At 55.6% G+C, this 23,839-nt stretch carries 21 protein-coding genes; 9 read left to right on the top strand and 12 right to left on the bottom strand.

What is annotated here, in order from left to right; genetic code table 11:
• Nucleotides 1-114 precede the first annotated feature (114 nt).
• Complete coding sequence (locus tag B4M48_RS07660) at nt 115-690, top strand: cytochrome b (protein ID WP_288656360.1); 576 nt, start codon at nt 115-117, stop codon at nt 688-690.
• The gene (locus B4M48_RS07655) at nt 687-1,262 is read left to right on the top strand and encodes a YceI family protein (protein WP_039383760.1); all 576 of its coding nucleotides are present in this window, start codon (nt 687-689) and stop codon (nt 1,260-1,262) included. Before B4M48_RS07660 ends, B4M48_RS07655 begins: the two co-directional genes overlap by 4 nt.
• Nucleotides 1,263-1,305: 43 nt before the next feature.
• Here B4M48_RS07655 and B4M48_RS07650 read toward each other — a convergent pair whose 3' ends face one another.
• Nucleotides 1,306-2,361 (bottom strand): rhodanese-related sulfurtransferase, encoded by a 1,056-nt coding sequence (locus B4M48_RS07650; protein WP_039383757.1) that lies wholly within the window; start codon nt 2,359-2,361, stop codon nt 1,306-1,308.
• A gap of 260 nt (nt 2,362-2,621) precedes the next feature.
• On the opposite strand from B4M48_RS07650, the gene B4M48_RS07645 reads away from it, so the two are divergent.
• The 3 genes from B4M48_RS07645 to B4M48_RS07635 all read left to right on the top strand — a co-directional run bounded on the left by B4M48_RS07645 (nt 2,622) and on the right by B4M48_RS07635 (nt 4,829).
• On the top strand, nt 2,622-3,545 hold the full coding sequence (locus B4M48_RS07645) for a Kdo(2)-lipid IV(A) acyltransferase (protein WP_039383756.1): 924 nt from the start codon (nt 2,622-2,624) through the stop codon (nt 3,543-3,545).
• A gap of 499 nt (nt 3,546-4,044) precedes the next feature.
• A complete protein-coding gene (locus B4M48_RS07640; protein ID WP_065649626.1) occupies nt 4,045-4,311 on the top strand; it encodes a hypothetical protein in 267 nt (88 codons plus the stop codon).
• A gap of 119 nt (nt 4,312-4,430) precedes the next feature.
• Entirely contained in the window at nt 4,431-4,829 is a 399-nt protein-coding gene (locus tag B4M48_RS07635; protein ID WP_071668723.1) for a MysB family protein, read from the top strand.
• Between the two features lie 2 nt (nt 4,830-4,831).
• On the opposite strand, the gene B4M48_RS07630 is transcribed toward B4M48_RS07635, so the two are convergent.
• From B4M48_RS07630 to B4M48_RS07620, 3 genes are all read right to left on the bottom strand, one after another.
• Nucleotides 4,832-5,068, bottom strand: coding sequence for a YceK/YidQ family lipoprotein (locus B4M48_RS07630; protein ID WP_039383751.1), 237 nt, complete (start codon nt 5,066-5,068; stop codon nt 4,832-4,834).
• 106 nt (nt 5,069-5,174) lie between these two features.
• Entirely contained in the window at nt 5,175-7,727 is a 2,553-nt protein-coding gene (gene mdoH, locus B4M48_RS07625; protein WP_039383749.1) for a glucans biosynthesis glucosyltransferase MdoH, read from the bottom strand.
• Complete coding sequence (locus tag B4M48_RS07620) at nt 7,720-9,255, bottom strand: glucan biosynthesis protein G (protein ID WP_175540467.1); 1,536 nt, start codon at nt 9,253-9,255, stop codon at nt 7,720-7,722. Before B4M48_RS07620 ends, mdoH begins: the two co-directional genes overlap by 8 nt.
• Nucleotides 9,256-9,532: 277 nt before the next feature.
• On the opposite strand from B4M48_RS07620, the gene mdoC reads away from it, so the two are divergent.
• Nucleotides 9,533-10,663, top strand: a complete 1,131-nt coding sequence (gene mdoC, locus B4M48_RS07615) for a glucans biosynthesis protein MdoC (RefSeq protein ID WP_039385787.1) — start codon at nt 9,533-9,535, stop codon at nt 10,661-10,663.
• A gap of 31 nt (nt 10,664-10,694) precedes the next feature.
• Here mdoC and B4M48_RS07610 read toward each other — a convergent pair whose 3' ends face one another.
• Nucleotides 10,695-12,155, bottom strand: coding sequence for a phospholipase D-like domain-containing protein (locus tag B4M48_RS07610; protein WP_288656357.1), 1,461 nt, complete (start codon nt 12,153-12,155; stop codon nt 10,695-10,697).
• Between the two features lie 148 nt (nt 12,156-12,303).
• Here B4M48_RS07610 and B4M48_RS07605 point away from each other — a divergent pair, with 148 nt between their 5' ends.
• Entirely contained in the window at nt 12,304-13,446 is a 1,143-nt protein-coding gene (locus B4M48_RS07605) for a hypothetical protein (protein WP_039383742.1), read from the top strand.
• Here the strand turns inward: B4M48_RS07605 and B4M48_RS07600 are convergent.
• From B4M48_RS07600 to B4M48_RS07580, 5 genes are all read right to left on the bottom strand, one after another.
• Entirely contained in the window at nt 13,434-13,607 is a 174-nt protein-coding gene (locus tag B4M48_RS07600) for a hypothetical protein (RefSeq protein ID WP_175540463.1), read from the bottom strand. The genes B4M48_RS07605 and B4M48_RS07600 overlap by 13 nt on opposite strands.
• A gap of 326 nt (nt 13,608-13,933) precedes the next feature.
• Complete coding sequence (locus tag B4M48_RS07595) at nt 13,934-15,307, bottom strand: efflux transporter outer membrane subunit (protein WP_039383739.1); 1,374 nt, start codon at nt 15,305-15,307, stop codon at nt 13,934-13,936.
• Nucleotides 15,304-16,395, bottom strand: a complete 1,092-nt coding sequence (locus B4M48_RS07590) for an HlyD family secretion protein (RefSeq protein WP_039383736.1) — start codon at nt 16,393-16,395, stop codon at nt 15,304-15,306. The genes B4M48_RS07595 and B4M48_RS07590 overlap by 4 nt, the downstream gene beginning before the upstream one ends.
• 11 nt (nt 16,396-16,406) lie before the next feature.
• Entirely contained in the window at nt 16,407-18,077 is a 1,671-nt protein-coding gene (locus B4M48_RS07585; protein ID WP_039383734.1) for an MFS transporter, read from the bottom strand.
• A 2-nt stretch (nt 18,078-18,079) separates the two neighbouring features.
• The gene (locus B4M48_RS07580) at nt 18,080-18,511 is read right to left on the bottom strand and encodes a MarR family winged helix-turn-helix transcriptional regulator (RefSeq protein WP_039383731.1); all 432 of its coding nucleotides are present in this window, start codon (nt 18,509-18,511) and stop codon (nt 18,080-18,082) included.
• A 430-nt stretch (nt 18,512-18,941) separates the two neighbouring features.
• Here B4M48_RS07580 and B4M48_RS07575 point away from each other — a divergent pair, with 430 nt between their 5' ends.
• On the top strand, nt 18,942-20,441 hold the full coding sequence (locus B4M48_RS07575) for a SulP family inorganic anion transporter (RefSeq protein WP_039383728.1): 1,500 nt from the start codon (nt 18,942-18,944) through the stop codon (nt 20,439-20,441).
• A 176-nt stretch (nt 20,442-20,617) separates the two neighbouring features.
• The gene (locus B4M48_RS07570; RefSeq protein ID WP_039383726.1) at nt 20,618-20,788 is read left to right on the top strand and encodes a hypothetical protein; all 171 of its coding nucleotides are present in this window, start codon (nt 20,618-20,620) and stop codon (nt 20,786-20,788) included.
• Between the two features lie 102 nt (nt 20,789-20,890).
• Here the strand turns inward: B4M48_RS07570 and B4M48_RS07565 are convergent, their stop codons facing one another.
• Complete coding sequence (locus B4M48_RS07565; RefSeq protein WP_288656353.1) at nt 20,891-21,916, bottom strand: hypothetical protein; 1,026 nt, start codon at nt 21,914-21,916, stop codon at nt 20,891-20,893.
• Entirely contained in the window at nt 21,849-23,687 is a 1,839-nt protein-coding gene (locus B4M48_RS07560) for a hypothetical protein (RefSeq protein ID WP_288656351.1), read from the bottom strand. Before B4M48_RS07560 ends, B4M48_RS07565 begins: the two co-directional genes overlap by 68 nt.
• Nucleotides 23,688-23,839: the final 152 nt, after the last annotated feature.

Raw genomic sequence — 23,839 nt, 5'->3', positions numbered from 1 at the left:
TATTTTAAAATTTTGACAACGATCCGCTTTTTTATAGAAAAGTAAGGCTCATTGCTTTTAGTTAATGAATTAAGGATGCTTGCAGCACTTATTTCATGGACAGGAATAAAGGCTATGTGGCGCAACACTGCAGATCGATTCGGCCTGCTCTCAATTATTATCCACTGGAGCATGGCGGTTGCCCTCTATGCGATGTTTGCCCTGGGATTATGGATGACAGGCCTGGGCTATTATGACAGCTGGTATCATACTGCACCGGACATTCATAAAAGCGTCGGGACAATACTGTTTATTCTGCTGTTGCTGCGCCTGCTCTGGCGCTGGCACTCCCCTGTACCCGCCCCGCTCGCCAGCTATTCTGCCACGGTGCGCCGTACCGCCCGGGGTGTGCATGCCCTGATTTATCTGCTTTTCCTCCTGCTGCTCGTTAGCGGCTATCTGATTTCTACCGCTGACGGTAAACCGGTCTCTGTATTTGGCTGGTTTAACCTGCCGGTAGTCGTTGCTGGCGGACCACAGCAGGCGGACCTGGCAGGCACGCTGCATTTGTGGCTGGCCTGGAGCCTGGTTCTGCTTTCAGCGCTGCATGCGCTGGGGGCGGTTAAACATCATATTATCGATCGGGACGCGACGCTCAGGCGCATGCTCGGTTTACGCTCACGTTCACTCTCTCAAAAGGATGTATCATGATCAGAAAAACGCTTCTGGCCGTCAGTGCCGCCGCGCTGTTTGCCACCAGCCTTAATGCCAGCGCCGCAGAGTACAAAATTGATAAAGAGGGGCAGCACGCATTTGTACAGTTTCGTATTCAGCACCTCGGCTATAGCTGGTTATATGGCACATTCAAAGATTTTGACGGCGGATTCACCTTTGACGATGCTAATCCGGCAGCCGATAAAGTGAATGTCACCATTAATACCGGAAGTCTGGATACCAATCATGCTGAGCGCGACAAACACCTGCGCAGCGCAGATTTCCTTAATACCAGCAAATATCCTCAGGCAACGTTTACCTCAACAGAGGTTAAAAAAGAGGGAGAGCGTTATAAAGTCACCGGCAATCTGACGCTGAACGGCGTAACAAAACCCATTACGCTGGATGCGCGCCTGATGGGTGAAGGTAAAGATCCGTGGGGCGGTTACCGGGCAGGTTTTGAAGCCAGCGGCGAGGTCGTTCTGAAAGAGTTTAATATCAGCAAGGATCTGGGCCCTGCCTCTCAAAAGGCTGAGCTGATTATCTCTGTAGAGGGAGTACGTCAGTAAGCGGCAAGCCGCCTGAGATCACTTCCTCAGGCGGCACCCGTCATTATGACTTATCGGGCGCGGGAATGGTCATCGTCATATTCAGCAGACCACGCGATTTGTTAAACACCTTATTGCCGTTTTCGCGTCCGGCACGACGTGCGCGCTGCTCTTCAGGCGACAGTTTTGCCTCTTCCATGCAGATTGGGCTGCAGCAGTTCTGATATTTTTCAGCGCAGGCGGGACACTGAATAAACAGCAGATGGCAACCGTCATTAACACAGTTAGTATGGCTGTCGCATGGCGTACCGCACTGATGGCAGCTGGAGAGAATATCATCAGAAATACGCTCGCCCATACGCTCATCAAAGACAAAATTTTTGCCTTTGAAACGCACCGGTAATCCCTGCTCGCGCGCGCGGCGCGTATATTCAATAATGCCGCCTTCAATGTGATAAACATCATCAAAGCCGTTATGCTTCATCCAGGCGCTCGCTTTTTCGCAGCGAATACCGCCGGTGCAGTACATCACAATTTTTTTATCTTTCTTATCCTGCAGCATATCGACTGCCATGGGCAGCTGATCGCGGAAGGTATCCGCAGGCACTTCCAGCGCATTATCAAAATGGCCCACTTCAAACTCATAGTGGTTACGCATGTCGACAAATACGGCATCAGGATCGTCCAGCATCGCATTAACGTCTGCTGCCTTCAGGTAGCTGCCCACATCGCTGGCGTCAAAACTGCCATCGTCGATGCCATCGGCAACAATACGGTCGCGCACTTTCAGGCGCAGCACCCAGAATGATTTACCGTCATCGTCCAGCGCAATATTCATGCGCAGATTATTCAGCGCCGGATCAAAAGCGTACAGCATCGCTTTCATCGCTTCATATTTCCCGGCCGGCACGCTGATCTGCGCGTTAATCCCTTCCCGGGCCACATAGACACGACCAAATACGCTAAGCTGCGTCAGCGCAATATAGAGGCGATCGCGGAACGCTTTGGGATCGGCAATCTGGAAATATTTATAAAAAGAGACTGTCGTACGCGGCTCTGTTTCCGCCAGCATGCGATCTTTCAGCTCTTTATTGGAAACGAGGTTATGTAACACTGGCATGGTGAACACCTGTTAGCAATGAGAGAATTTCAGGGCGCACATGATACCTGAATTCACAGCTGTGCCTAGCCCCCGAACCGAATTGGTGGTGATACACGCGTGCCGATTTTCTGCGCTGTTCGTCTGTTAATGCGGCAAACACCAGCCTGACGGGTGTTGTGAACGCGGTGTGATTACAGTTAACGACAAAAAATGGCATAATTGCGTTAAATAACAGAAACCGGACTCTCTGGTACAGAACGCAGGATACTGATTCTTCCATGACCCAACTTCCGCAATTTACCCGTGAACTGCTTCATCCGCGCTACTGGCTCACCTGGCTGGGCATTGGATTTTTATACGTGCTGGTTTTACTTCCCTACCCGCTTCTGTATGCATTTGGTTGCGGCCTGGGGCGTATTGCCATGCGTTTTATGAAGCGCCGCACAGAGGTTGCGCGACGCAATCTGGAGCTCTGCTTTCCTGATATGCCCGTCAGCGACCGCGAGGCGATGGTTAAACACAACTTTGAATCAGTCGGAATGGGACTGATTGAAACCGGCATGGCCTGGTTCTGGCCCGACTGGCGTATCCGTAAATGGGTTAAGCCGGAAGGACTGGAGAATGTGACTCAGGCGCTGGCAGAAAAGCGCGGAATTCTGCTGATCGGTATGCATTTTCTGACGCTTGAGCTGGGCGCTCGCGTTTTCGGCATGTACAACCCGGGTATTGGTGTGTATCGCCCGAACGATAACAGACTGCTCGACTGGCTGCAGACCTGGGGCCGGATGCGCTCAAATAAAAGTATGCTGGATCGCAAAGATCTCAAAGGCATGATCCGGGCATTGAAGAGTAATGACATCATCTGGTACGCGCCGGATCACGACTACGGCCCGCGCAGCAGCGTGTTTGCCCCTTTTTTTGCCGTTAAGGAAGCAGCCACCACAACCGGAACCCATATGCTGATTCGGCTGGCTAATCCCAGCGTGGTGCCTTTCCTGGCACGTCGTCTGCCGGACGGACGCGGCTACGAGCTGAAACTGATGCCGGATATTCGCCATCAGTTCTCACTGGAGAGTGAGCTTGATACGGCAACGGTGATGAACCGCGTTGTTGAAGAGACGGTGTTACTCGCGCCTGAGCAATATATGTGGCTGCACCGCCGCTTTAAAACCCGTCCGGAAGGCCAGCCGTCGCGCTACTGATGCAGCACAGCGTTCAGGCTATCAGCGATATCTCATAGCCTGAACCGCACCTGATATGTCCATCAGATCCAGCATTATTTCTGGTTTCGTCTGAAAATCATTAGCTCCGGTAACAGGTTATGTTACCGGATTTGCCTGCACAGGCGCTCTGCAGCAGGCAATCAGCCGTCTGACACCGGCTTTCTGGGCCACACTTATCAATTAAAAGAGTGCAATCTGGTCCTGATCATCTATAATTCCAGGCCTAATCCTATTTATTTTTTTCAAAATCGTTTGACTTACTTATCAATGCAGAAAAATTGACTTATTTTACAATGCGTTGTCGATAAAACAGGCTGCTTATTCCATATTGTCATTTTAAAAATTTTTTTAATTACTTTATTACACTGGCTCACTCTGCTGATTCCGGTTAATTTCAGTTGCAACAGTTAACCAATTAACTGTTCTCAGAAAAATAAAAAAGATTACACACAGCAAATCTCATGCAGGACAAAATAATATGAACAAAGGTCATTATTATTACGTTACGATCGGTACCGATCAGGAAGGCTATCATCTGCTGCATCGTAAAGAGTGCAAACGGATGCCGCTTAAAGAAGATATGGTGTTTATTGGCACCCTCTATAACCTGAATCAGGCGTTGGCCACCGCGCGTATTAACTTCAAAAAAGTAAAGCCGTGTATCAAATGCTGTATTCGCTACTCTGCACCGGTAATGCGCGAAACTGTCCGTCCGGTTCTGCACTTTCCGCAAAAAATGCTCTGATGCGTATGGGCGGGTGATTTTTTCCTCACCCGCCCGTACTGCTCGCCTGCCCGCCTGCGTTCTGCAAATTTTCGTCTATCCTTCTGTAAAATCCCCTTTTTACAGTCAAGGAGTCATCAATGGATCTGTTCAGCACCTTAGAAGAAGCAATTGAAGCCGCACGTGAAGAGTTTATGACCAGCCAGCAGGGCGTATCCGAAGAGGATGTCAACGTCAGCCAGTTTGGCCTGCAAAAATATGTCATGCAGGATGGCGACATCATGTGGCAGGCGGAGTTCTTTGCCAGTGAAGATGAACAGGGTGATTGCCTGCCGCTGCTTAGCGGTGAGGCGGCGCAGGCGGTATTTGACGGCGATTTCGACGAAATTGAGATGCGTCAGGAGTGGCAGTCTGAAAATACCCTGCACGAATGGGATGATGGCGAATTTCAGCTGGCGCCACAGCGCGATCTTGAAGAGGGTGAAGTGGCTGCTGAAGAGTGGGAAGATGACAACACGGATTCAGATAATCTGGCGTAATCTCACTCATAAGGCCCATGCTGCGCGTCAACCGGCAGCAGCAGCGTGTCCACTATCAGCGACAGCGGCAGATCGAGGATGGTGACGATGCGCCACGGGCCGTCGCGCACATCCCACTGTACGCCGGGATAATAGTGGTTACCGTGCCCCTGTCCGGGCACGGTACGGCTGATAATGCTGCCGCACCCGCTCAGCATCAGCACACTGCCTGCCAGTATGACCGCCAGAACGCTTTTCACATCGCTTATCCTCACTGATTGACCTGCTACTATACCTGCCCTGCCCGGCTTTAGCAGCGGCAATAAAAAAGCGGCATCGCTGCCGCTTTTACTGTTTTACTGCTGCTCAGGCACGCGGTGGCAGTGCCTGCGGATTCAGCGTCAGCTTCTGATAGCTCTCCAGCCACTGATGATACTTATCCGCGTTTTCCCACAGCCGGGTGTGCACGCGCGCCAGAACCACAGGATCGCTGATCAGCTGCAGACGCTGTTCGCGATTCAGTTTTTCCGGTGCATCGCTCAGCGCCTGATCGACATGCCGGTCACGGGCGTGATCCAGCAGCGTGCTCTGTTTATGACGCGACGTAGCCAGTGCGGTTGCCAGCGCATTGAACGCCGGGTTAAACAGCGCATGCATAAAGCCATGCTTCAGCGCCCGCTCGCGGTTGATCTGCAGATAGTGATCTGTATCAACCAGCTCTTTTGGCGGCTCATACTCTTCCGGGATCAGGAACAGTTTCGCCCGCCGGCTTTTCAGACCCACGGTCGCGCGGCTCGACATCACCGACACAAACGGCGACAGGATCAGCGAGAAGACAATAGGTGCCAGCCACCACAGGAAGTTGAGGTCCAGCACGCCCATGCCCACGGCCCAGACGATGCCAAGCAGCATCTGCGAACCGTGACGGCGGAACGCTTCGCTCCACGGAGTGGCATCATCATCACGCTGCGGTGAATTCCAGACCACCTCCCAGCCGAGGAAGGCGCTGACCACAAACACGGTGTGGAACAGCATGCGCACCGGCGCCAGCAGCACCGAGAACAGCATCTCCAGCATCAGCGAGATGAACAGACGCAGCGCGCCGCCATAAGCCTTAGCCCCTTTGCACCAAATCAGCACCACGCTCAGCAGCTTCGGCAGGAACAGCAGCACCAGCGTGGTGGAAAAGAGCGCAATAGCCAGATCGGGACGCCATTGCGGCCAGACCGGGAAGAGCTGACGCGGCTGCAGGAAGTAGGTCGGCTCCATCAGGGTATGGACCACCTGCAACGCCGTAGAAAGCGCAAGGAACATAAACCAGAGCGGCGCCGAGAGATAGGACATAACGCCGGTCAGGAAGACGGCACGGTGCACCGGATGCATCCCTTTTACCAGGAACAGGCGGAAGTTCATCAGGTTACCGTGACACCAGCGACGGTCGCGCTTCAGCTCATCCAGCAGGTTAGGCGGCAGCTCCTCATAAGAACCCGGCAAATCGTACGCGATCCAGACGCCCCAGCCGGCGCGGCGCATCAGCGCAGCTTCAACAAAGTCGTGCGAAAGAATTGAACCGGCAAATGAGCCTTCACCCGGCAGCGGCGCCAGCGCACAGTGCTCAATAAAGGGCTGTACGCGAATAATGGCGTTATGTCCCCAGTAGTGCGACTCGCCCAGCTGCCAGAAGTGCAGCCCTGCGGTAAACAGCGGCCCGTAAACGCGGGTGGCAAACTGCTGGCAGCGCGCATAGAGCGTATCCATACCGGAGGCTTTTGGCGAAGACTGGATAATCCCGGCATTCGGGTTCGCTTCCATCATACGTACCAGACCGGTCAGGCACTCACCGCTCATCACGCTGTCAGCGTCCAGCACCACCATGTAGCTGTAGTTGCTGCCCCAGCGGCGACAGAAGTCATCGATGTTACCGCTTTTGCGCTTCACGCGGCGACGGCGGCGACGGTAAAAAATCTTGCCCGCTCCGCCCACGTCGCGTACCAGCTCCATCCACGCTTTTTGCTCAGCAATCGCGATATCTGCATCGTAGCTGTCGCTGAGAATGTAGACATCAAAATGCTCAGCATTCCCGGTGCGCTTTACCGACTCCCAGGTGGCGCGCAGTCCGGCAAAAACACGCTCCACATCTTCGTTACAGATGGGCATGATCAGCGCGGTGCGGTGCTCCGGGTTCAGCGGCTCATCACCCGTGGTTGAGTAAGAGATACTGTATTTATCGCGTCCAATCAGCAGCTGCAGGAACCCCATCAGCGCCGTCCAGAAGCCCGCCGATACCCAGCAGAACAGAATAGCGAACAGGAACAGAATGCCGGTCTGCAGAATATAAGGCAGGATCAGCTTCACCGACTCGATCCAGTTCTGCTGAAACAGCCCGACAGGATCGAGCAGCGTCCAGCCCTGATAAGGCAGAATGGTTTTCATATACCAGGTCGCGACCACGGTCTGCGCGATGGTCAGAATCAGCAGCGTATAGCGGCGCATTGAACCGACATGACGCCACTTATCCTCCGCGCGCTGCTCCTCTGCCGTTGCATAACGCGGTTGCACTTTTTGCCCGCGCAGCGAGTTCCAGGCGCGCGCCAGCGGATTGGTACGCCAGGCTTCCGGGAACATCAGCGAGCGTTTAACCGGCGGCATCGCTTTTAACGTCGTGCGATCGAGATAATCTTTACTGAACTGCTGGCCATCCGCTACCGCATCCGGCCATGTCATCGCTATGCGTGATGAGACAGATTTCAGCGGCGCATCGTCAGGCCGATCGCTGGCTGCGTTATCCTGCCCCAGCACCGTATGAATGGCGTGGAAGGCGGGCGCATTTTGCAGCGATGTGCTGAGCCGCGCGCGACCTGCCGCATCAAGCGGCAGCGCCTCCACATAAGATTGAGGTAAAAAAGTCGATTTATTCATTGGCAGGTAACTGATAGCTCCAGGTTTCCGTCAATGTCTTGTCACCGCTTACCAGCGCGGCGCGCATTTCGGTTGATTGCTTGCTGTCTTTCACGCGCAGACGCAGCACCAGACGCCAGCCTTTGGTCACCGGATTGTAGCGTACGCTCTGCTCAACCACTTCGGCGTTATCGCCAACGCTAACCTGCGGTGCTACCTGCGTATCCTCCGGCAGCATGCTCATCGCTTTACCGGTGAAGTCGAGGGTAAAGGCGACAGAACCATCAGGCTGGCGGACCAGATTAGACTGTTTCACATCACCCGCAGAACGCAGGGTATCTTTGACCCAGGCAACATCATCCTGATGCAGCTGATTCTCATCGCGGGTGAAGTGCAGACGATAGTTGAAATTCATCTCTTTGCCCGCGTCAGGCAGTTTTTCCGGCGTCCAGAAGGCGACGATGTTGTCATTGGTCTCATCCGCAGTCGGGATCTCAACCAGCTCAACGCGCCCTTTACCCCAGTCACCCTGCGGCTCAACCCAGGCGCTTGGACGCATATCATAGCGATCGTCGAGATCCTGATAGTGGCTGAAGTCGCGTCCGCGCTGCAGCAGACCAAAACCTTTCGGGTTTTCAATCGTAAAGGTGCTGACCGCCAGATGGCGTGGATTGTTCAGCGGGCGCCAGATCCATTCACCGTTACCGGCGTGGATCGAGAGGCCGTTGGAGTCGTGCAGCTCCTGACGGAAGTTGCTGACCGGCGAAGGCTGATTAGCACCAAACAGGAACATACTGGTCAGCGGTGCCACGCCCAGTTTACCCACGTTATCACGCAGATAAACTTTAGACTGCACATCCACCACCGAGGCTTTGCCTGGCTTCAGCACAAAGCGGTAGGCTCCCGCAGCGCGAGGTGAATCAAGCAGCGCGTAAATAACCAGCTGCTTCGCCTGAGGTTTCGGGCGCTCGATCCAGAACTCTTTAAAGCGCGGGAACTCTTCACCAGAGGGCAGCGCGGTGTCAATTGCCAGACCGCGTGCGGAAAGACCATAGACCTGGTCTTCCCCGATTACGCGGAAGTAGCTGGCACCAAGGAAGCTGCTGATCTCATCCTGCTTTCCTTTGTTATTCAGCGGATAGAGTACTTTGAATCCGGCAAAGCCGAGATTTTTTACCGCATCAGCGTCATGTTTGACGTTGCCGAAATTGAAATAAGCCGGATCGTATTTAATTTCACGCACCGATGAGGCGGTGACTTCGTTAATCTTCACCGGCGTGTCGAAGTACATCCCCTGATGGTAAAACTCGAGCTTAAACGGCGTGCGCAGCTTGCCCCAGTATGCCTTGTCGTGGTTAAACTGGATCTGCTGATAATCCGCAAATTTCATTTCACGAAATTGAGAGGGTAAATTACTTTTTGGCGCTTCAAAACCTTTACCTGCCAGAGCCTTAGCCTGTTTTGCCACATCATCAATGTTAAACGCCCAGCTATTATTTGCGTACAGCGCCAGCAGTACTGCTGCGCTGGTCCAGCGCATCTTCACCAGCCCGCTATTATTTTTCACTTTATTTAGCACATCCCCCCCTTTCGTGTGCTCAGATCAAACCCACTCATCTTAATGGATTATTCGGTTTTCCGACAGCTTATGTAAAACATTGTTCCGCGCAGCGCCAAGCCTCCAGAGCACTTTTCGGAATATTAAACCCGGCAGTTTAAGAAACAGAATCAACTGATAGTATAGGCTGTTAACCGGCAACAGAATGTTCTGCTGCACGATCTGGTTTCAGGGTGAAACCAGCCTGTATAGGATGAACCGGAAGCTTATGAGCGCTGTAAAACCTGAACGCGAATATTTTCTCGACTCGATTCGAGCTTACCTGATGCTGCTGGGGGTGCCGTTTCACGTCTCGCTGATCTACTCGACACAGCGCTGGTCCGTAAACAGCCAGGATGCCACGCTGTGGCTGACCATTTTTAACGATTTCATCCATGCATTTCGCATGCAGGTGTTTTTTGTTATCTCCGGCTATTTTTCCTACATGCTTTATCTGCGCTACCAGCCGGCACGCTGGCTGAAAGTCAGGCTGGAGCGCGTGGGCATTCCGCTGCTCGCCGCTATCCCGCTGATTACGCTGCCGCAGTTCTTTCTGCTGAAATATCTCACTCACAAGCTTGATGGCTGGGATCGCTTTTCAGCGTATGACAAATACAATGCTCTGGCGTGGGATCTGATCTCGCACCTCTGGTTTCTGCTGGTCCTGGTGATCCTGACGGCGCTGGGTATGCTGACATTTCGCTGGCTGCGCAACCAGCAAAGCACGCGTAACTATCAGCAGACAGGCTGGGGTAGCGTAACGCTGGCACTGCTGGGCTACGCGCTACTGTGGTGCCTGCTGCGTCGCACGCTGCTGCTGCTGACGCCGGGCATCATGATGGATGGACTCTTTACCATTGCGGTCATGCAAACGCTGACGTATCTGCCGTTCTTTATGCTGGGCGCGCTGAGCTGGAAACATCCGCCGCTGAAAGCGCTGTTTGTGCGGTTCAACCCGCTGATCTGCTTTGGCACCGTGCCGGTCTTTATCGCCTACTACCTGAATCAGCGCTATGGCAACGGCGACGGCTGGCTCTATGAGACCGATATGCTGCTTTCAACGCTGATGGGCGTGTGCATGCTGAACGTCTGCTATAGCGTCGGGCACCGCCTGCTGAACAGCCACTCTCCGCGTATCGTTTATCTGGTTAACGCCTCGCTGTTTATCTATCTCGTCCATCATCCGCTCACTATCCTGTATGGGATATATGTGACGCCGCACATCAGCAATAACACGCTGGGTTTCTTTGTTGGGCTGATAACGGTATTTGCCGCAGCGTTTGCGCTTTATGAGATCCACCTGCGTATCCCGCTGCTGCGCTTTCTGTTTTCCGGCAAAAAGGCGGCGCAGAAAGGGTGAGGCTGCACCGGCGGCGCGTTTCAGCGCGCCGCTACAGCAGCCACTCTACCGGCAGCCGCCATACCAGCCGCACCAGCAGGCGCTGCAGCAGCGTTGACTGCGGTTCATGTTTATGTACCACTTCTGCGCCCTGCTCATCCTGTTCTATCCAGTTCACCCGGCCCCACTTGTCCAGCCGCAGCGTCCAGGCCCGATGTTGCATACCGCGACTGAAGCGATCATGCGTCTGGCGCGCCAGGGCTTCACTCTCAATGACCAGTCCCATTTCGGTGTTCAGCACCGCAGAGCGGGGGTCAAAATTAAATGAACCCACAAAGACTTTGCGATTATCAACGGTAAACGTTTTTGCATGCAGGCTGGAGCCGGAGTTACCCGTTAACCCGCGATCGTGCGGTGGTTCGCCGGCGTGTGCCTGAGGTTTCAGCTCATATAGCGCAATACCGTGACGCAGCAACTTTTTTCGCCAGCGCGCATACCCGGCATGCACCACGGTGACATCATTGGCCGCCAGTGAGTTGGTCAGTACGGCGATACGCACGCCGCGCCGGCGCAGTGACAATAGCTGCGCCACCCCGGCGCGGGTCGGGACAAAATAGGCTGAGATAATATCGAACTGCTGCTGTGGCGTGCCGATGACCTCCAGCATCCGCTGCGGCAGCAGGCTGCTGCGTCTGGCTTTGCCCAGCCCTTTGCGCGGATCGTCGCTCAGCAGGCGCGCCTCAGCCCAGGTCATCGCCAGCGCGCCCTGCTCCAGCTGGCTGACAAAATCGGAGTGGTTAAGACGCGCCAGATAACGCTGCACCGCCTCGCTCTGCTGCCACTCCGGCGGCAGGCGCACCGCTTCGCCCTCATCGCTGCGCACGTCCACTACGCTGCGCAGCGGCGATACCGCCTGGCTATGCCAGTAGTGCTCGAAATCTGCGGTAACCTCATCGACGACCGGCCCGATGGCCAGCACGTCGAGATCGGTAAACAGGGGCTCATTGCCGGTACCAAAATATTCATCCCCGACGTTGCGCCCCCCCACCAGCGTTGCGGCGCCATCTACCGTCAGACTTTTATTATGCATCCGGCGATTGAGGCGCGCGAAGTCAGTCAGGTAGCCCAGCGCGCGCAGCGTGCGGAATGAAAACGGGTTAAACAGCCTGACCGAAATGTTCGGATGACGTTCCAGCTCCGCCAGCGTGTTATCCAGCCCCGGCGTATTGTTATCATCCAGCAGTAAGCGCACCCTGATACCGCGGCCGGCAGCGTCCAGCAGCGCGCTGAATAGCAGGCGTCCGGACATGTCGTTATGCCAGATATAGTACTGCACATCGATAGTGTGCCGCGCCATGCTCATCAGCAGGTAACGCGCAGCAAACGCGTCAAGCCCGTCGTTAAGCGGATGGATGCCGCTCAGGCCGGGATGCTGCGCGCACTGCTGCGCCACGCTTTGCCGTAATTCATCGCCCGCGGCTAACTGGCCGGGCAGCGCTGCTGCTTCGCTCATACTGGATCCCTGAATACGTAATCACGCTTATTATTGGCATTGTCGCTGTGGCAGGCAACCTGCATGCCTGACCGGCAGAGCCGGCTGCTAATTTAGTCTAGACTTAGCCCGTGGTTCTGCATCGGGCGATTACCCTGAGGAGTGAAATATGACCGCGTTACTGCCTCATTATCAACCCCGGCTTTTTCGCAGTTTTTTTCAGGGCAGCTTTCCCTGCTCTACCGCCTGTCGCAGCGGCGGCCGCCGTCTGGATATGGTTGTCAGTAGCGGACACGATATGCTGCTGGACAAAGATTACGCCGCGCTGGTGCGGGAAGGTTTGCTCACGGCGCGCGACGGTGCGCGCTGGCATCTGATTGAAGCGACGCCTGACCACTACGACTGGCGCTCCTTTCTGCCGATGATCCATGCGGCCGCACGCCATAATATGCAGATTATCTGGGAGCTGGCGCATTTTGGTTATCCGGCGCACCTCGATATCTGGAAACCGGCGTTCGTTGAGCACTTTGCCCGCTATGCACGCGCTATGGCACAGCTGATGCGCGATGAGGGCGTGGAGCAGCCGTTTTTTACCCCGATTAATCAAATCTCATTCTGGGCCTGGGCCGGGGCTGATGTTTCATGGCTCGATCCTTACGCCAGCGAACGCGGACGCGATCTGAAGCGCCAGCTGGTGCGCGCCTCGCTGGCCGCGATGCATGCGATCCGCGATGTCTATCCTGAAGCACGCTTTGTGCTGACCGATCCGCTGGTGCAGATCGCTGCGGATCCGGATAAGCCAGAGAGTGCCGGGCATGCTGCCCGGCAGCATGAGATGCAGTTTGAAGCATGGGACTGGCTGGCCGGGCGCGCTGAACCGGGACTCGGCGGACAGGCGGACTTTCTCGATATTCTGGGCCTGAACTACTATCCCGACAACCACTGGTTCTGGTCAGGCGATACCCTGCCACCCGATCATCCGCAGCGTCAGCCCCTGCACCAGCTGCTGCTGGCGTGCTGGCAGCGCTATCAGCGTCCGCTGCTGCTGGCGGAAACGGGGGCTGAAGGCGATGCGCGCGCGCCCTGGCTGCGGCACGTCAGTGCGGAAGCGCGGCTGGCGCTGGCTCAGGGCGTTGCGCTGGAGGGAATTTCACTCTATCCGGTGGTGGAGTATCCCGCCTGGGCGGACGATCGCCGCTCTCCCGGCGCCCTGTTCGGGCTGGGCGATCCTAACGGTAATCGTACTCTGCATGAGGGACTGGCCCTGGAGCTGCGCGGTCAGCAGATCAAATGGCAGCGTCAGGAGTGCTGAGCGTGACGGGAAGCGGGCGCACAGCTTCTGGCGTCCTGCAGCGTATCGGCAGGACGGCGCACATCGGTAAGCCAGGTCATGGTAACAAGAAAAATCACGCCAATCAGACAGGCACAGAGTAAGGCGATGATAGCGATCAGTTTATCGTCGCGAGCGTCCATTTAGCTCTCCTTGCAGGCGTTGATACTGCGTTGCAGGCGTTAGCTCATCCACAGAGTGAGCATCAGGACAAAGATTATAAGCGTTACCGAAGTGACCGCAAGAACCACGATAGCGAAGTGCGCATCATCAAGCGGTTGACGGTGAGACTCGTCGTTATCGTCAGGTGGGGCCGGCAAACTCATGAAAACTCAATAGCGTAAGCAGAATCAGGGCAAAATTGCGCGCTGAGTGTAATGGAAAGTGATAAATATTTCACGACTATTTCTGTGCGAAACAGATACCGCACGTGACTTTATTACTTTCCTGCTACCGCCAGGATCCCGCTTCAGGCGGCGTGCCAGCCGCCACCCAGCGCCCGATAGAGATCGATTTGCGCCTGCAGCAGATTATTTTTTACCGAGACAATATTAAGCTGCGTGCTGAACAGCGTACGCTGTGCATCAAGCTCATCAAGATACGAAGCATAACCATTCTGATAGCGATTGCGGGCAATCCGGTACGCTTCCGCTACAAACTGCTCCTGCTTTTGCAGTTCCGCCAGCTGCTCCTGATTACGGCGGATCGCATCCAGCGCATCCTCTGTTTCTGAGAAAGCGTTACGCACCGTTTTTTCATAGCTATAGAGCGCCTGATTGCGCGTAGCCATCTGCACGTCAACCTGTGCCGTCAGCGCTTCGCGATTAAGCAGCGGTGCCAGGATACTGCCCCCCAGGCTCCAAAGACGAAACGGATTATCCAGTAGCGTGTGCAGCTCGCTGCTTTGCAGCGTGCCGCTGGCGGTGAGGTTGAGTGAAGGCAGCAGTCTGGCGCGTGCGGACGCCAGAGAGGCATCTGCTGCCAGCAGCTCACGCTGCGCCTGAACAATGTCGGGACGCCGGTTCAGCAGCTGCGACGGCAGCAGCGCAGGCAGAGCGTGCGGCCGGATGTTGTCAAAGCGATGGCTGCGTGCGATTTCACGCGGGTTCATGCCCGCCAGGACGCTTAATGCGTTCTCCTGCTGCGCGATCTGATGCTGCAGCTGCGGAATTTGCGCGCTGGCCGTCTGGTACTCTGACTCCGCCTGCATCCACTCCAGTCGCGACGTATAGCCGGTTTCAAACTGGCGCCGGGCAAGCTGGCGGGAGTTTTCGCGCGTTGCCAGCGTCGCCTGCGTCACGCGCAGCTGTTCATCCAGCGAGGCAAGCGTAACGTAGCCCGATGCCACTGAGCTGGCAACGGTAAGCTCAGCCGCCGCCGCCGCAGCGCGCTGCGCCTCCAGCGTCGCCTCCGCCGCGCGTATGCTGTTACTGCGGCTGCCCCAGAGATCGACCTCATAATTAGCCTGCAGTAAACCCTGAAACACCGCGCTTTCATAAGGCTGGCCGGTTGCCGCCGAGAGCGAACGCTGACGGCTGGCAGCCACACCGGCAGAGAGCGCCGGAAAGTTATCGCCCTGCGCTGCGCGCACCTGCGCCCGGTACTGATCGACCCGCGCCCGGGCAAGAAGAATATCGCTATTATATTTCAGTGCCTGACTGACCAGACGATTCAGATCGCTGTCGCCAAAGGTGCGCCACCATGCGGCTTCCGGCGGCGCCTGCGGTCCGGTCCGATCGCGCCACTGCTCCGGGATGGGCAGCGAAGCGGGCGCTTTTTCAACCTGGGTCGCACAGCCGCTGAGCAGTAGCAGCGCAAGTGATAAAGGTAGCAGCGGCTTCACGGCGTCTCCTTCGCCGGCTCTGCGGCAGTATCGATGCTGACCTCCACTGACATGCCCGGACGCAGCAGCTGCTGCGCATCGGGATCAAGGCCGATCCGTACCGGAATGCGCTGCGCAATCTTCACAAAGTTTCCGGTGGCGTTGTCGGGGGAGATGGCGCTGAACTCTGAGCCAGCCGCAGGAGAGATAAACTCTACTCTGCCGCTGAAGCGCCGGCCATTAAGCGCATCAACGCTAAACGTCACCGGTAAGCCCGGGCGAATATGCGCCAGCTGCGTCTCTTTAAAATTGGCAATCACCCACTTTTTATCCGGCACCACCGAAGTGAGACGCGTACCGGCGGTAACATAGGTTCCTTTACGCACGGAGAGCTGTCCCAGCTGACCACTATCAGGCGCCACAATCCGGGTGTTAGCAAGGTCGATATTCGCCAGCTCCAGCGCCGCGCGTGCGTTAGCCACGTCAGCCTCCAGCGAAGCGCGGTTTACTACCACCGTTTGCAGATTCTGTTGCGCTACGGCAACCTGCGCTTCGGCCTGCCGCATCTGCGCCTGCGCCTGCGCATCCGCGGCACGCGACGCATCACGCTCGCGCACCGAAAGCGACCCATCCGACGCCAGATTTTCCACCCGTTTCAGGTCGAGCCCGCTTTTCTGCCTCTGTGCCCGGGCATTCTCCAGCGCGGCTTTATTGCTGAGAATGGTCGCTTCAGCGCTTTTTCGCTGCTGCTGATTATTTTTCAGTGCCGCCACTTTCATCTCCAGCTGCGCCTGAGCCTGATGCACGCGCTGACGATAGATACGATCGTCAATGGTCATCAGCAGCTCGCCCTGCTTCACCGGCTGCAGATCCACAACTTCAACGCCGGTCAGATAGCCGCTGACCTGCGGACTGATAAAGGTGATCTGACCGCGCACATAGGCGTTTTCTGTGGTCTGTACGCTGCTGGTAAACGGCCAGAGCTGCCAGGCATAAAGAATTACCAGCACACCCACAATCACAATTCCCGCGCCAGCGGCGATAGAAAGCGTGCGGCGGCGATGCGCACGTTCGCGCTCAGCCACCTGCAGATCATCCTGTTGACTCATCTCTTCTCCGTTTAGTTCGCTGAGGGCGCTGTCTGACGCGGCTCATCCTGATGATTTTTCGCCTGCCGCCACGCAAGATAACGCTGACGCGACAGCCGCCATAATACCCACAGCAGCGTGCACATCGCCAGGGCTGCCGTGAGCAGATAAGTGTCATTATACGCAAGGACGTTCGCCTGCAGCGTGGCGACGGTCTGCAGCTGGCTGCTGCTCTGGGCGCCCAGCAGCACGCTATCGGTCAGCTGACTGCGAAACAGCGCGCTGTACTGATCCAGCCGTTCCGTCACGTTAGGATCGAGCTGCGAAAGTTTGTCGGCCAGCAGGCTGGAGTGATACTTCTCCCGCCAGGTCTGAAACGTTCCGAGAATGGCTGAACCAATCAGCCCGCCCAGATTCTGGCTCATACCAAACAGCACCACAAAGCTGACCAGGTTTTTCGGCTGCGTCACCACGCTGCCGATCCCCAGCAGCATCGCTGGCGCCAGGAAAAAGGCGCTGCTGAAGCCCAGCAGGAACTGGCTGAAATAGAGGTTGTGCGCGCGCGTCAGCGGGTTTGACTGCGCGTCCATCAGCGAAGCCACAATCATAATCGCCAGCGAGGTCACAATTGGCCAGTTAAGCTGGCCAGGCTTGATGGTCAGCGCACTGGCGATGATGCCGCAGATGACGCCGGCAATAATGGCCAGCGCCAGGCCATGCAGCTGATCGTTAAGCAGCCCCAGCTGCTGCAAAAAGCCGATCGCCCCGGTGTTCTGCTCAGCCAGCACAATACGGATCATGATCATGGCGATACCCAGCCGGACAATCATGCCGCTACTCAGCCAGCGGGTGTTGATCAGTGGATTGGTCCGGTTATGCTCCACCACAACGGCTGAAACAATCAGCACCAGCGCCAGCACCAGACAGACGCCCAGCCACGGCGTGGTAAACCACCATTCGATGCGTCCCAGTGACAGCACACCGCACAGCAGCGCCATACCCGGTGCCAGCAGCAGAAACGTGACAAAATCGAGTTTTTCAAACGCTTTAATGCGGTCTCCCGGGGGCAGCCTGACCACCAGCACGCAGCCGAGCGCAATCAGCGCCAGCCCAAGCTCAAACAGATAGAGACCACGCCACTCCTCCAGCTGCAGCAGCTCGGTAGAAAAGAGTCGCGCCAGCGGGATCGCCAGCTGGGAAGCCGTGATACCGATCACCAGCGCTTTCAGCCGGTGTTTTGCCGGCCACGCCTGTACCTGATAGTAGATCCCCAGCGAACTGAGCGCGGCAGCCACCATTCCGTGTGCGGTGCGCACAATGATGGCGGAACTGAGATCGTTGGCGAACAGATGAAAAAACGCCACGATGACATACAGCACCAGAAACGCTTCGGTAAACAGCCGCAGGCCAAACTGCTGGCGAAATTTTACCAGCAGCAGGTTAATTGAAATGTTTCCCATCACATAAACCGCCGGCAGCCAGGCGATCTCATTGCTGTAAGCGGCAAACGTCCCCTGCAGATTGGTCAGGTTTGCCGTGACCAGCGCGTTGCTGAGCGCGCCGGTCAGCGTGATCAGCAAGCCAATCAGGCCAAACGCGACGCGCTTGCCTGGCGAATGCAGCGGCGTGGAGGGGGAGCCTGGCAGCATCGGCTTTTCATGCGGCAGCCATTCCCGCTGCGCGTAGGGATTACGTCTGGCCATGCTCAGGCGCTACCCAGACGATCGAGCAGCTGCTGCAGCACCGTCTCCGTGACAGCCAGCGCAGCGGGATCGATATCAGCCAGCAGCTGACTGCGCAGATCGTCTGCCTGCGCTTTGACCTGAGTAAACGCCTGCTCTCCCTGCGTCGTCAGCACCAGCAGACGCTTACGCCGATCTTCGGGCGTTTGCAGACGAGCCAGCAGCTGCTGCTTCACAAGCCGATCCACCAGTGGCACCACGCTCGCGTCCTCCAGACCCAGCTGCTGCGCCAGCGCTTTCTGCGTCAGCGGCTGACTGGCGGTGGCGACGCTGGCAATCGCCATCCAGCTGCTCATACTCAAATCGCTCTCTTTCAGCCGGCGATCGACAGCCAGCCGCCATGCGTGAGCCGTCTGATGTAAAAGCCGGGAAAAGGGCTGCGGGTAGTCGGTCAAGATTAGCCACCTAATGGTTAGATACCTAACTAAAAGAAGGCGTAATTATAATTCACGCCGCTATAAAAGGGAAAAGGTTGTATCGATTTGAGATAAAAACCTGTACATGTCAGACCACAGCCTGACGTAACCCCCGCTAACCGGCTAATATCGCACAAAATGCTTAAGAAATTAGTTGTACACAAACCCTGTTTTTGTATAACTTTAGCGCCATGAATCGGCTGACGATTCAGTAACGAATGATGCTTTTGCGTCGCCTCTGCAGGTGTTTTTGGATTTCCACCTGCAGAGGTTATTTTTTTACCCTGCTGCTCTCTCTCTTTCGCTGGTCTGGGCCACCAATGACCGGTAACATTCGCACGCTAAACATCCTGTTTTTCTGCTGCCTCGCTGCCGCATACGCTTTATAACTTAAGAGTCCGCACACGTTATGAATTCACAAACCGATCGCAATAGTGCTGACGCGGGCGATTTAACGGTCGCCCGCGTTCTGCGTTCACCCGCCCTGCTTACCCGCGAATGCCTGGCCGGGGTGATCACCGCACTGGCACTCATTCCTGAAGTTATCTCTTTCTCTGTTATTGCGGGCGTTGATCCTAAAGTCAGCCTGATCGCTTCGGTCGTGCTCTGTCTGACGCTCTCACTGCTGGGCGGGCGTCCGGCGATGGTGACCGCGGCGGCCGGTTCAGTGGCGCTGGTTATTGGCCCGATGGTTCATGCGCACGGCGTGGCCTATATTCTGCCTGCCGTGATTCTGGCGGGCATTATTCAGATTGTGTTTGGCGTCACCGGCCTTTCGCGCATGATGCGTTATATCCCGCGTTCGGTGATGCTGGGCTTTGTCAACGCGCTGGGCGTACTGATTTTCTTTGCGCAGGTGCCGCACGTCTGGGGCCACTCTGCGCTGGTCTGGGGCCTGTTTGCCGCCACGCTGGCCATTGTGCTGCTGCTGCCGCGCGTACTGAAAAGTGTTCCCTCACCGCTGGTTGCCATTGTCGTGGTTACCGCCGTCGCTCTGCTGCTCGGTTATCGCGTACCCAGCGTGGGCGATGAAGGTCCGATGAGCGCCGGGCTGCCCGGGTTTACCGAACTGCTGGTGCCGCTGAACCTGCAGACGCTGCAGATCGTCTGGCCCGCCGCGCTCTCCGTTGCGTTTGTTGGCCTGATGGAGTCGCTGCTGACGGCAAAGCTGGTGGACGATCTTACCGACACGCCATCAGGAAAACGGCGCGAATCCTGGGCGCTGGGCATTGGCAATATTCTCGCCGGTTTCTACGGCGGCATCGCCGGCTGCGCCATGATTGGGCAGACAATTGTCAACGTCGAGCTGGGCCGCGCGCGTACCCGGATTTCAACCATAGCGGCGGCACTGGTACTGCTGCTGCTGGTTACTGGCCTGAGCCATATCATGGCGCAGATCCCGATGGTGGTTCTGGCGGGCATTATGATGGTGGTGGCGGTGAAGACCGTTAACTGGCACAGCCTGCAACCCGCAACGCTGAAACGGATGCCGTGGTCAGAGACGCTGGTGATGGTGGTGACTGTCGCGATCACCGTCTGGACCAGCAACCTGGCGATTGGCGTGCTGCTCGGCGTGATTCTGGCCATGATGCTGTTTGCCCGGCGTATCGCCCATGTTATTCATGCCGAGCGCACGCTCAGCCCGGAAGGGGATCGGGTTCACTACACCGTACGCGGTCCGCTATTTTTCGCCAGCAGTAATGACCTGTTCGAGCACTTTGATTATGGCCACGATCCGAGCCAGGTCACTATCGATCTGACGCACGCTCAGATCTGGGACGCCTCCAGCGTCGCCGCGCTGGACGCTATCGAATACCGTTATCAGCGTCACGGTGCCACAGTTACCTTTACCGGTCTGGATAACCGCAGCAGCGATTTTCGCGATCGCCTGAGCGGCAACCTCGGTTAATCCGCCTGTCAGCAGGGCGCCTCTGAGCGCCCTGCCCGCGCGCTCCGCGCTGTTTCTGCCCGTCCTTATGTCTTAAATCTCCCGTTTCGCTTGCAAGTTAGCCCTTCAGCGGCTTTGCTTAACGGCGCAACGCGCTGATTGGCAGGCGTATAAAAGCAGTTTATTAAGGGGATTGTATGTCGTGGATTATGAAAGCAGGTCTGGTAGCGGTTACGCTTTTTTCACTGGCAGGCTGCATGCAGCATAGTGATGCCGTGGGTGCCGACGGTCGTCCGCACGCACCAAGTAACCAGCCGGTGCCAGGCGCCAGCGAAGGCGAAGGCCCGGTCGGCCAGCCGCAGGGTTAATTTTCGCTACCCGGCTGCGCCGGGTAGTTATTGCCCGTTCGGGGTATTGACAGACTCTCTTTGCTGACATTCCGCGTATGAAATCGGGGTTAGCTGTTAGCTTTACTCTTTGCCGACTTTGTCATAAGCAGACCGCGAAAGGGCTATTTTTTGCGGCTCTCTCTCAGCTCTTCTCTCCGATGACAGGTCCTGAAGCCCGTGAGTCCGGTTAATATCAGGGAGACGCTCTGTCATGACTTCCTGAGCTAATTGGCCTAACAACGTATCTACTTCTCTCTCATCCGGTCGCGCTACGGATACCTTTTTTTCTATCAGGCCTGCTACCTGATTGAACAGGTGCTGCTCTTCAGCAACCAGCTTTTCAGTAACCCTCTCCATGTCAGTCAGACGTTGCTTTAGCTCTCCCTCAGTGAGATTTTTCTGCAGAGCCCAGGTGAAAGCCGTAATAGCAGCGTCAGCTTCATTTCTTAACCGGTCTGCCGTACTGATAATCGGCCCCAGATTAGCTGGCACACTCATCTTACGCGCTGCAGCCGTTCCGGATTTGGCTGCCAGCGCTTGCAGTATGGCCTGCATTTTCTTCCCCATCTCTTCTCTTGTACTCTGCCAGGCATCCATGCGGGCATGATAATCCCGGCTGACACGGGCATCGATTTCGCTTCTCTCACGGGCATGTCTGGCCCTGAGATCCTGCCCCCCGGCAACCATATTATCAACGTGGCGATTGAAGGCGTTCCACGCCTGGCGGTCCGCTTCCCTGCGTTTTGCCCGATCTGCTGCTGCCTTAAGTGCCAGCCTTTCTCTGTCCTGCTGAATATTCCTGTCTCGTCGCGAAAGAAGCCCGGTCAGCCTCTGCTCTTTCTGTATAAAACCTTCACGAGTGCTCAGCTGGGTCAACTTTTCTCTGATGCGCTCAGCTTCAGGCGATGGCGCTGCAGACGATCCAGGCTTCCATGCCGTGCCGATGTCAGGATCCCGCTCCAGCTCCGCAGATAATGCGCGCGCAGCTCGCTGAGCCTGCGCACCCTTTCCTGCCGTACTCAAAGTGCGGATCAACCCATCATTCCAGGGGTGCATATTTTGCTGACCACGGTTTTCCAGCAGATGATCCTTTAGCGGGTTGAGCATTGAGGCCAGGGGGGGGGGCGCCTGTCGGGTTTTCTTCACTTTTAAGGGTATCGTCTAGTGTCTCAAAGTAATCCGTCGCCAGAGCCTGGCTGAACTCACTGCTCATTTGTGAATAGCCGGCAGGGGAAATATCTTTATCTAAAATAGTCTCAAGCATCTCTTTACCCGGATGGCGCGCCACATCAGCCAGCTGCGGACCCAATTTAAGCAGGGCATTGAGTTCGCGCTGCCGATCCTGGTTCGGCATTCCGTGCTGATGTTTCAGCGTTGTCAGGGTTCTGATTGAGCGTAATTTCTTTATTTCAGGTGAGGCGATCTCAGAAGAGGGGTTATCCGGCGCTGAAGCGAGAACAGCATCGCCGGCCGGCAGTGCATCGGACCAGGCTTTTTTCAGCTGAGAAGCGGTGACCGCAAAGCCAGCCTCTTTTAAATCCTTTAATACCTGTTCTTCACTGCGGCGGGAGGGTAAATCAGTTTCCTTTAGCCAGGCGCTCAGTGCTGAGCGCGTTACCGCACCACTGCTGCTGCTCGCCAGTGAGGCTAAGGGCGTCGGCCTGTCCGGCAAGACGGTTTCAGCAGATTTTGCGAAGGCTGACGCATCGGGACAATGGTTGCCGATAACTCTGAAGTTGCTTTCGTTTACGTACTCAAGGCTATTTTTACTGACCAGAATATGGGACAACCGTATATCGGAGGTGTCAACCAACCGGATTGACGTATCCGGAAAAATCCTGCCTATGATTTTTTTTAACTTTGAGCGGGTATTTAACTCTTTATCAGACACGCCGATTTTATAAACAGAAAATGGAGAAGCGACAATAATCTCAATGGGTTTATTCGGGTTAAGCGCTTTTATTTCTTTCAGTACATCTTTAAGGGCGTTCTTATCTGTGGCTATTGTTAAGTGCGCTCCTGCTAAAAAATTTTCATGTCTGAAAGTAATCGTAAGGCAGCTGCTGACTCCCGGATAGCAGATACGATCGCGGGCTACGCCGGTTTTATCTTCTCTGAGCACCACGGCTGCCGCAACAGGCTCCTGGTCACGGGCCGCAACATGCGTAGTAACCGGCTGCGCCGCTTCACCAAAAGCCAGTTTATACGGGGGTAATTCGCCATATCGATAGCCATGAGGTTTACCAATATAAAAAAATTCACGCTCTCTGTTGTTAAGCTGATCGAGAGCAGAAAGCAGCGTTAGCTTGTCTATCTTTCCTGCTTTGAGCAATCGCCCGCCATGCTGCAGTATCAGTTGTGGTACGGAAATAAACTCGTTTTTATCCGCCTCACTATCAGCATCTACTTTGAGGAGGAGTTTACCTTCTGCCATAAATTTTTTAGCTGTTTTCTCATGGCTACTGAAAGATAATATGGCTCCCTGGCTGCTGTGCCCGGCAGTATGCTCAAACAACTTTGCCAGATAATCATCAAAACATTCCTCCTCGTTTTCCTGCGTATTGCGGGTTACCCCCGCGCTCGTCACAGTATGCGGATCCGCATAGTGGGCACGATACAGAAACCCATCTTTTATAGCGTAATCGGCGTCTCTTATTTTCTGTTCAGAATCAAAACAGACATCCCGCTTATTAAAAATATTGCTTAACAGCGTTCCCGAGTGGTTTTTTTTCAGCGTCGCCGCCAGCGCCAGGTGCTCTATGACATAGGGATCGCTAAAGAATGAGTCCAGAGATACACAGCCCTCTGGTGCCATGGTATCAGCCGGAGGCAGAGCAACAGGAACAGACTGCGCCGATGCTTTGTTAATAGTAAACATAGTAATCTCCATATCTTTACTGGCTTCGCGCCGGGATCCCTTCCGGCAGCAGCAATCACATTTTAAAGCGCAGACTTCTGACGTGAAAACCCGGAAAAATTGGGTTTATCGATAAGGTGGATGACTGGTTTGCCCGAAATCCGCGATGCGGC

Source organism: Pantoea sp. UBA6567 (assembly GCF_002434165.1).
Taxonomy (GTDB): domain Bacteria; phylum Pseudomonadota; class Gammaproteobacteria; order Enterobacterales; family Enterobacteriaceae; genus Pantoea; species Pantoea eucrina.
The sequence above is the reverse complement of the archived record's forward strand: the minus strand, read 5'-3'. Positions and strand labels throughout refer to the sequence as shown.

Bases quoted from the DNA above. Each gene is read 5' to 3' on its own strand.
- B4M48_RS07575 (WP_039383728.1), top strand. From the start codon at position 18,942: ATGAATTCACAAACCGATCGCAATAGTGCTGACGCGGGCGATTTAACG.
- B4M48_RS07570 (WP_039383726.1), top strand. From the start codon at position 20,618: ATGTCGTGGATTATGAAAGCAGGTCTGGTAGCGGTTACGCTTTTTTCA.
- B4M48_RS07605 (WP_039383742.1), top strand. From the start codon at position 12,304: ATGACCGCGTTACTGCCTCATTATCAACCCCGGCTTTTTCGCAGTTTT.
- B4M48_RS07650 (WP_039383757.1), bottom strand. From the start codon at position 2,361: ATGCCAGTGTTACATAACCTCGTTTCCAATAAAGAGCTGAAAGATCGC.
- B4M48_RS07645 (WP_039383756.1), top strand. From the start codon at position 2,622: ATGACCCAACTTCCGCAATTTACCCGTGAACTGCTTCATCCGCGCTAC.
- B4M48_RS07610 (WP_288656357.1), bottom strand. From the start codon at position 12,155: ATGAGCGAAGCAGCAGCGCTGCCCGGCCAGTTAGCCGCGGGCGATGAA.
- mdoC (WP_039385787.1), top strand. From the start codon at position 9,533: ATGAGCGCTGTAAAACCTGAACGCGAATATTTTCTCGACTCGATTCGA.
- B4M48_RS07590 (WP_039383736.1), bottom strand. From the start codon at position 16,395: ATGAGTCAACAGGATGATCTGCAGGTGGCTGAGCGCGAACGTGCGCAT.
- B4M48_RS07655 (WP_039383760.1), top strand. From the start codon at position 687: ATGATCAGAAAAACGCTTCTGGCCGTCAGTGCCGCCGCGCTGTTTGCC.
- B4M48_RS07635 (WP_071668723.1), top strand. From the start codon at position 4,431: ATGGATCTGTTCAGCACCTTAGAAGAAGCAATTGAAGCCGCACGTGAA.
- B4M48_RS07560 (WP_288656351.1), bottom strand. From the start codon at position 23,687: ATGTTTACTATTAACAAAGCATCGGCGCAGTCTGTTCCTGTTGCTCTG.
- B4M48_RS07640 (WP_065649626.1), top strand. From the start codon at position 4,045: ATGAACAAAGGTCATTATTATTACGTTACGATCGGTACCGATCAGGAA.
- B4M48_RS07585 (WP_039383734.1), bottom strand. From the start codon at position 18,077: ATGGCCAGACGTAATCCCTACGCGCAGCGGGAATGGCTGCCGCATGAA.
- B4M48_RS07565 (WP_288656353.1), bottom strand. From the start codon at position 21,916: ATGCTCAACCCGCTAAAGGATCATCTGCTGGAAAACCGTGGTCAGCAA.
- B4M48_RS07600 (WP_175540463.1), bottom strand. From the start codon at position 13,607: ATGGACGCTCGCGACGATAAACTGATCGCTATCATCGCCTTACTCTGT.
- B4M48_RS07660 (WP_288656360.1), top strand. From the start codon at position 115: ATGTGGCGCAACACTGCAGATCGATTCGGCCTGCTCTCAATTATTATC.
- mdoH (WP_039383749.1), bottom strand. From the start codon at position 7,727: ATGAATAAATCGACTTTTTTACCTCAATCTTATGTGGAGGCGCTGCCG.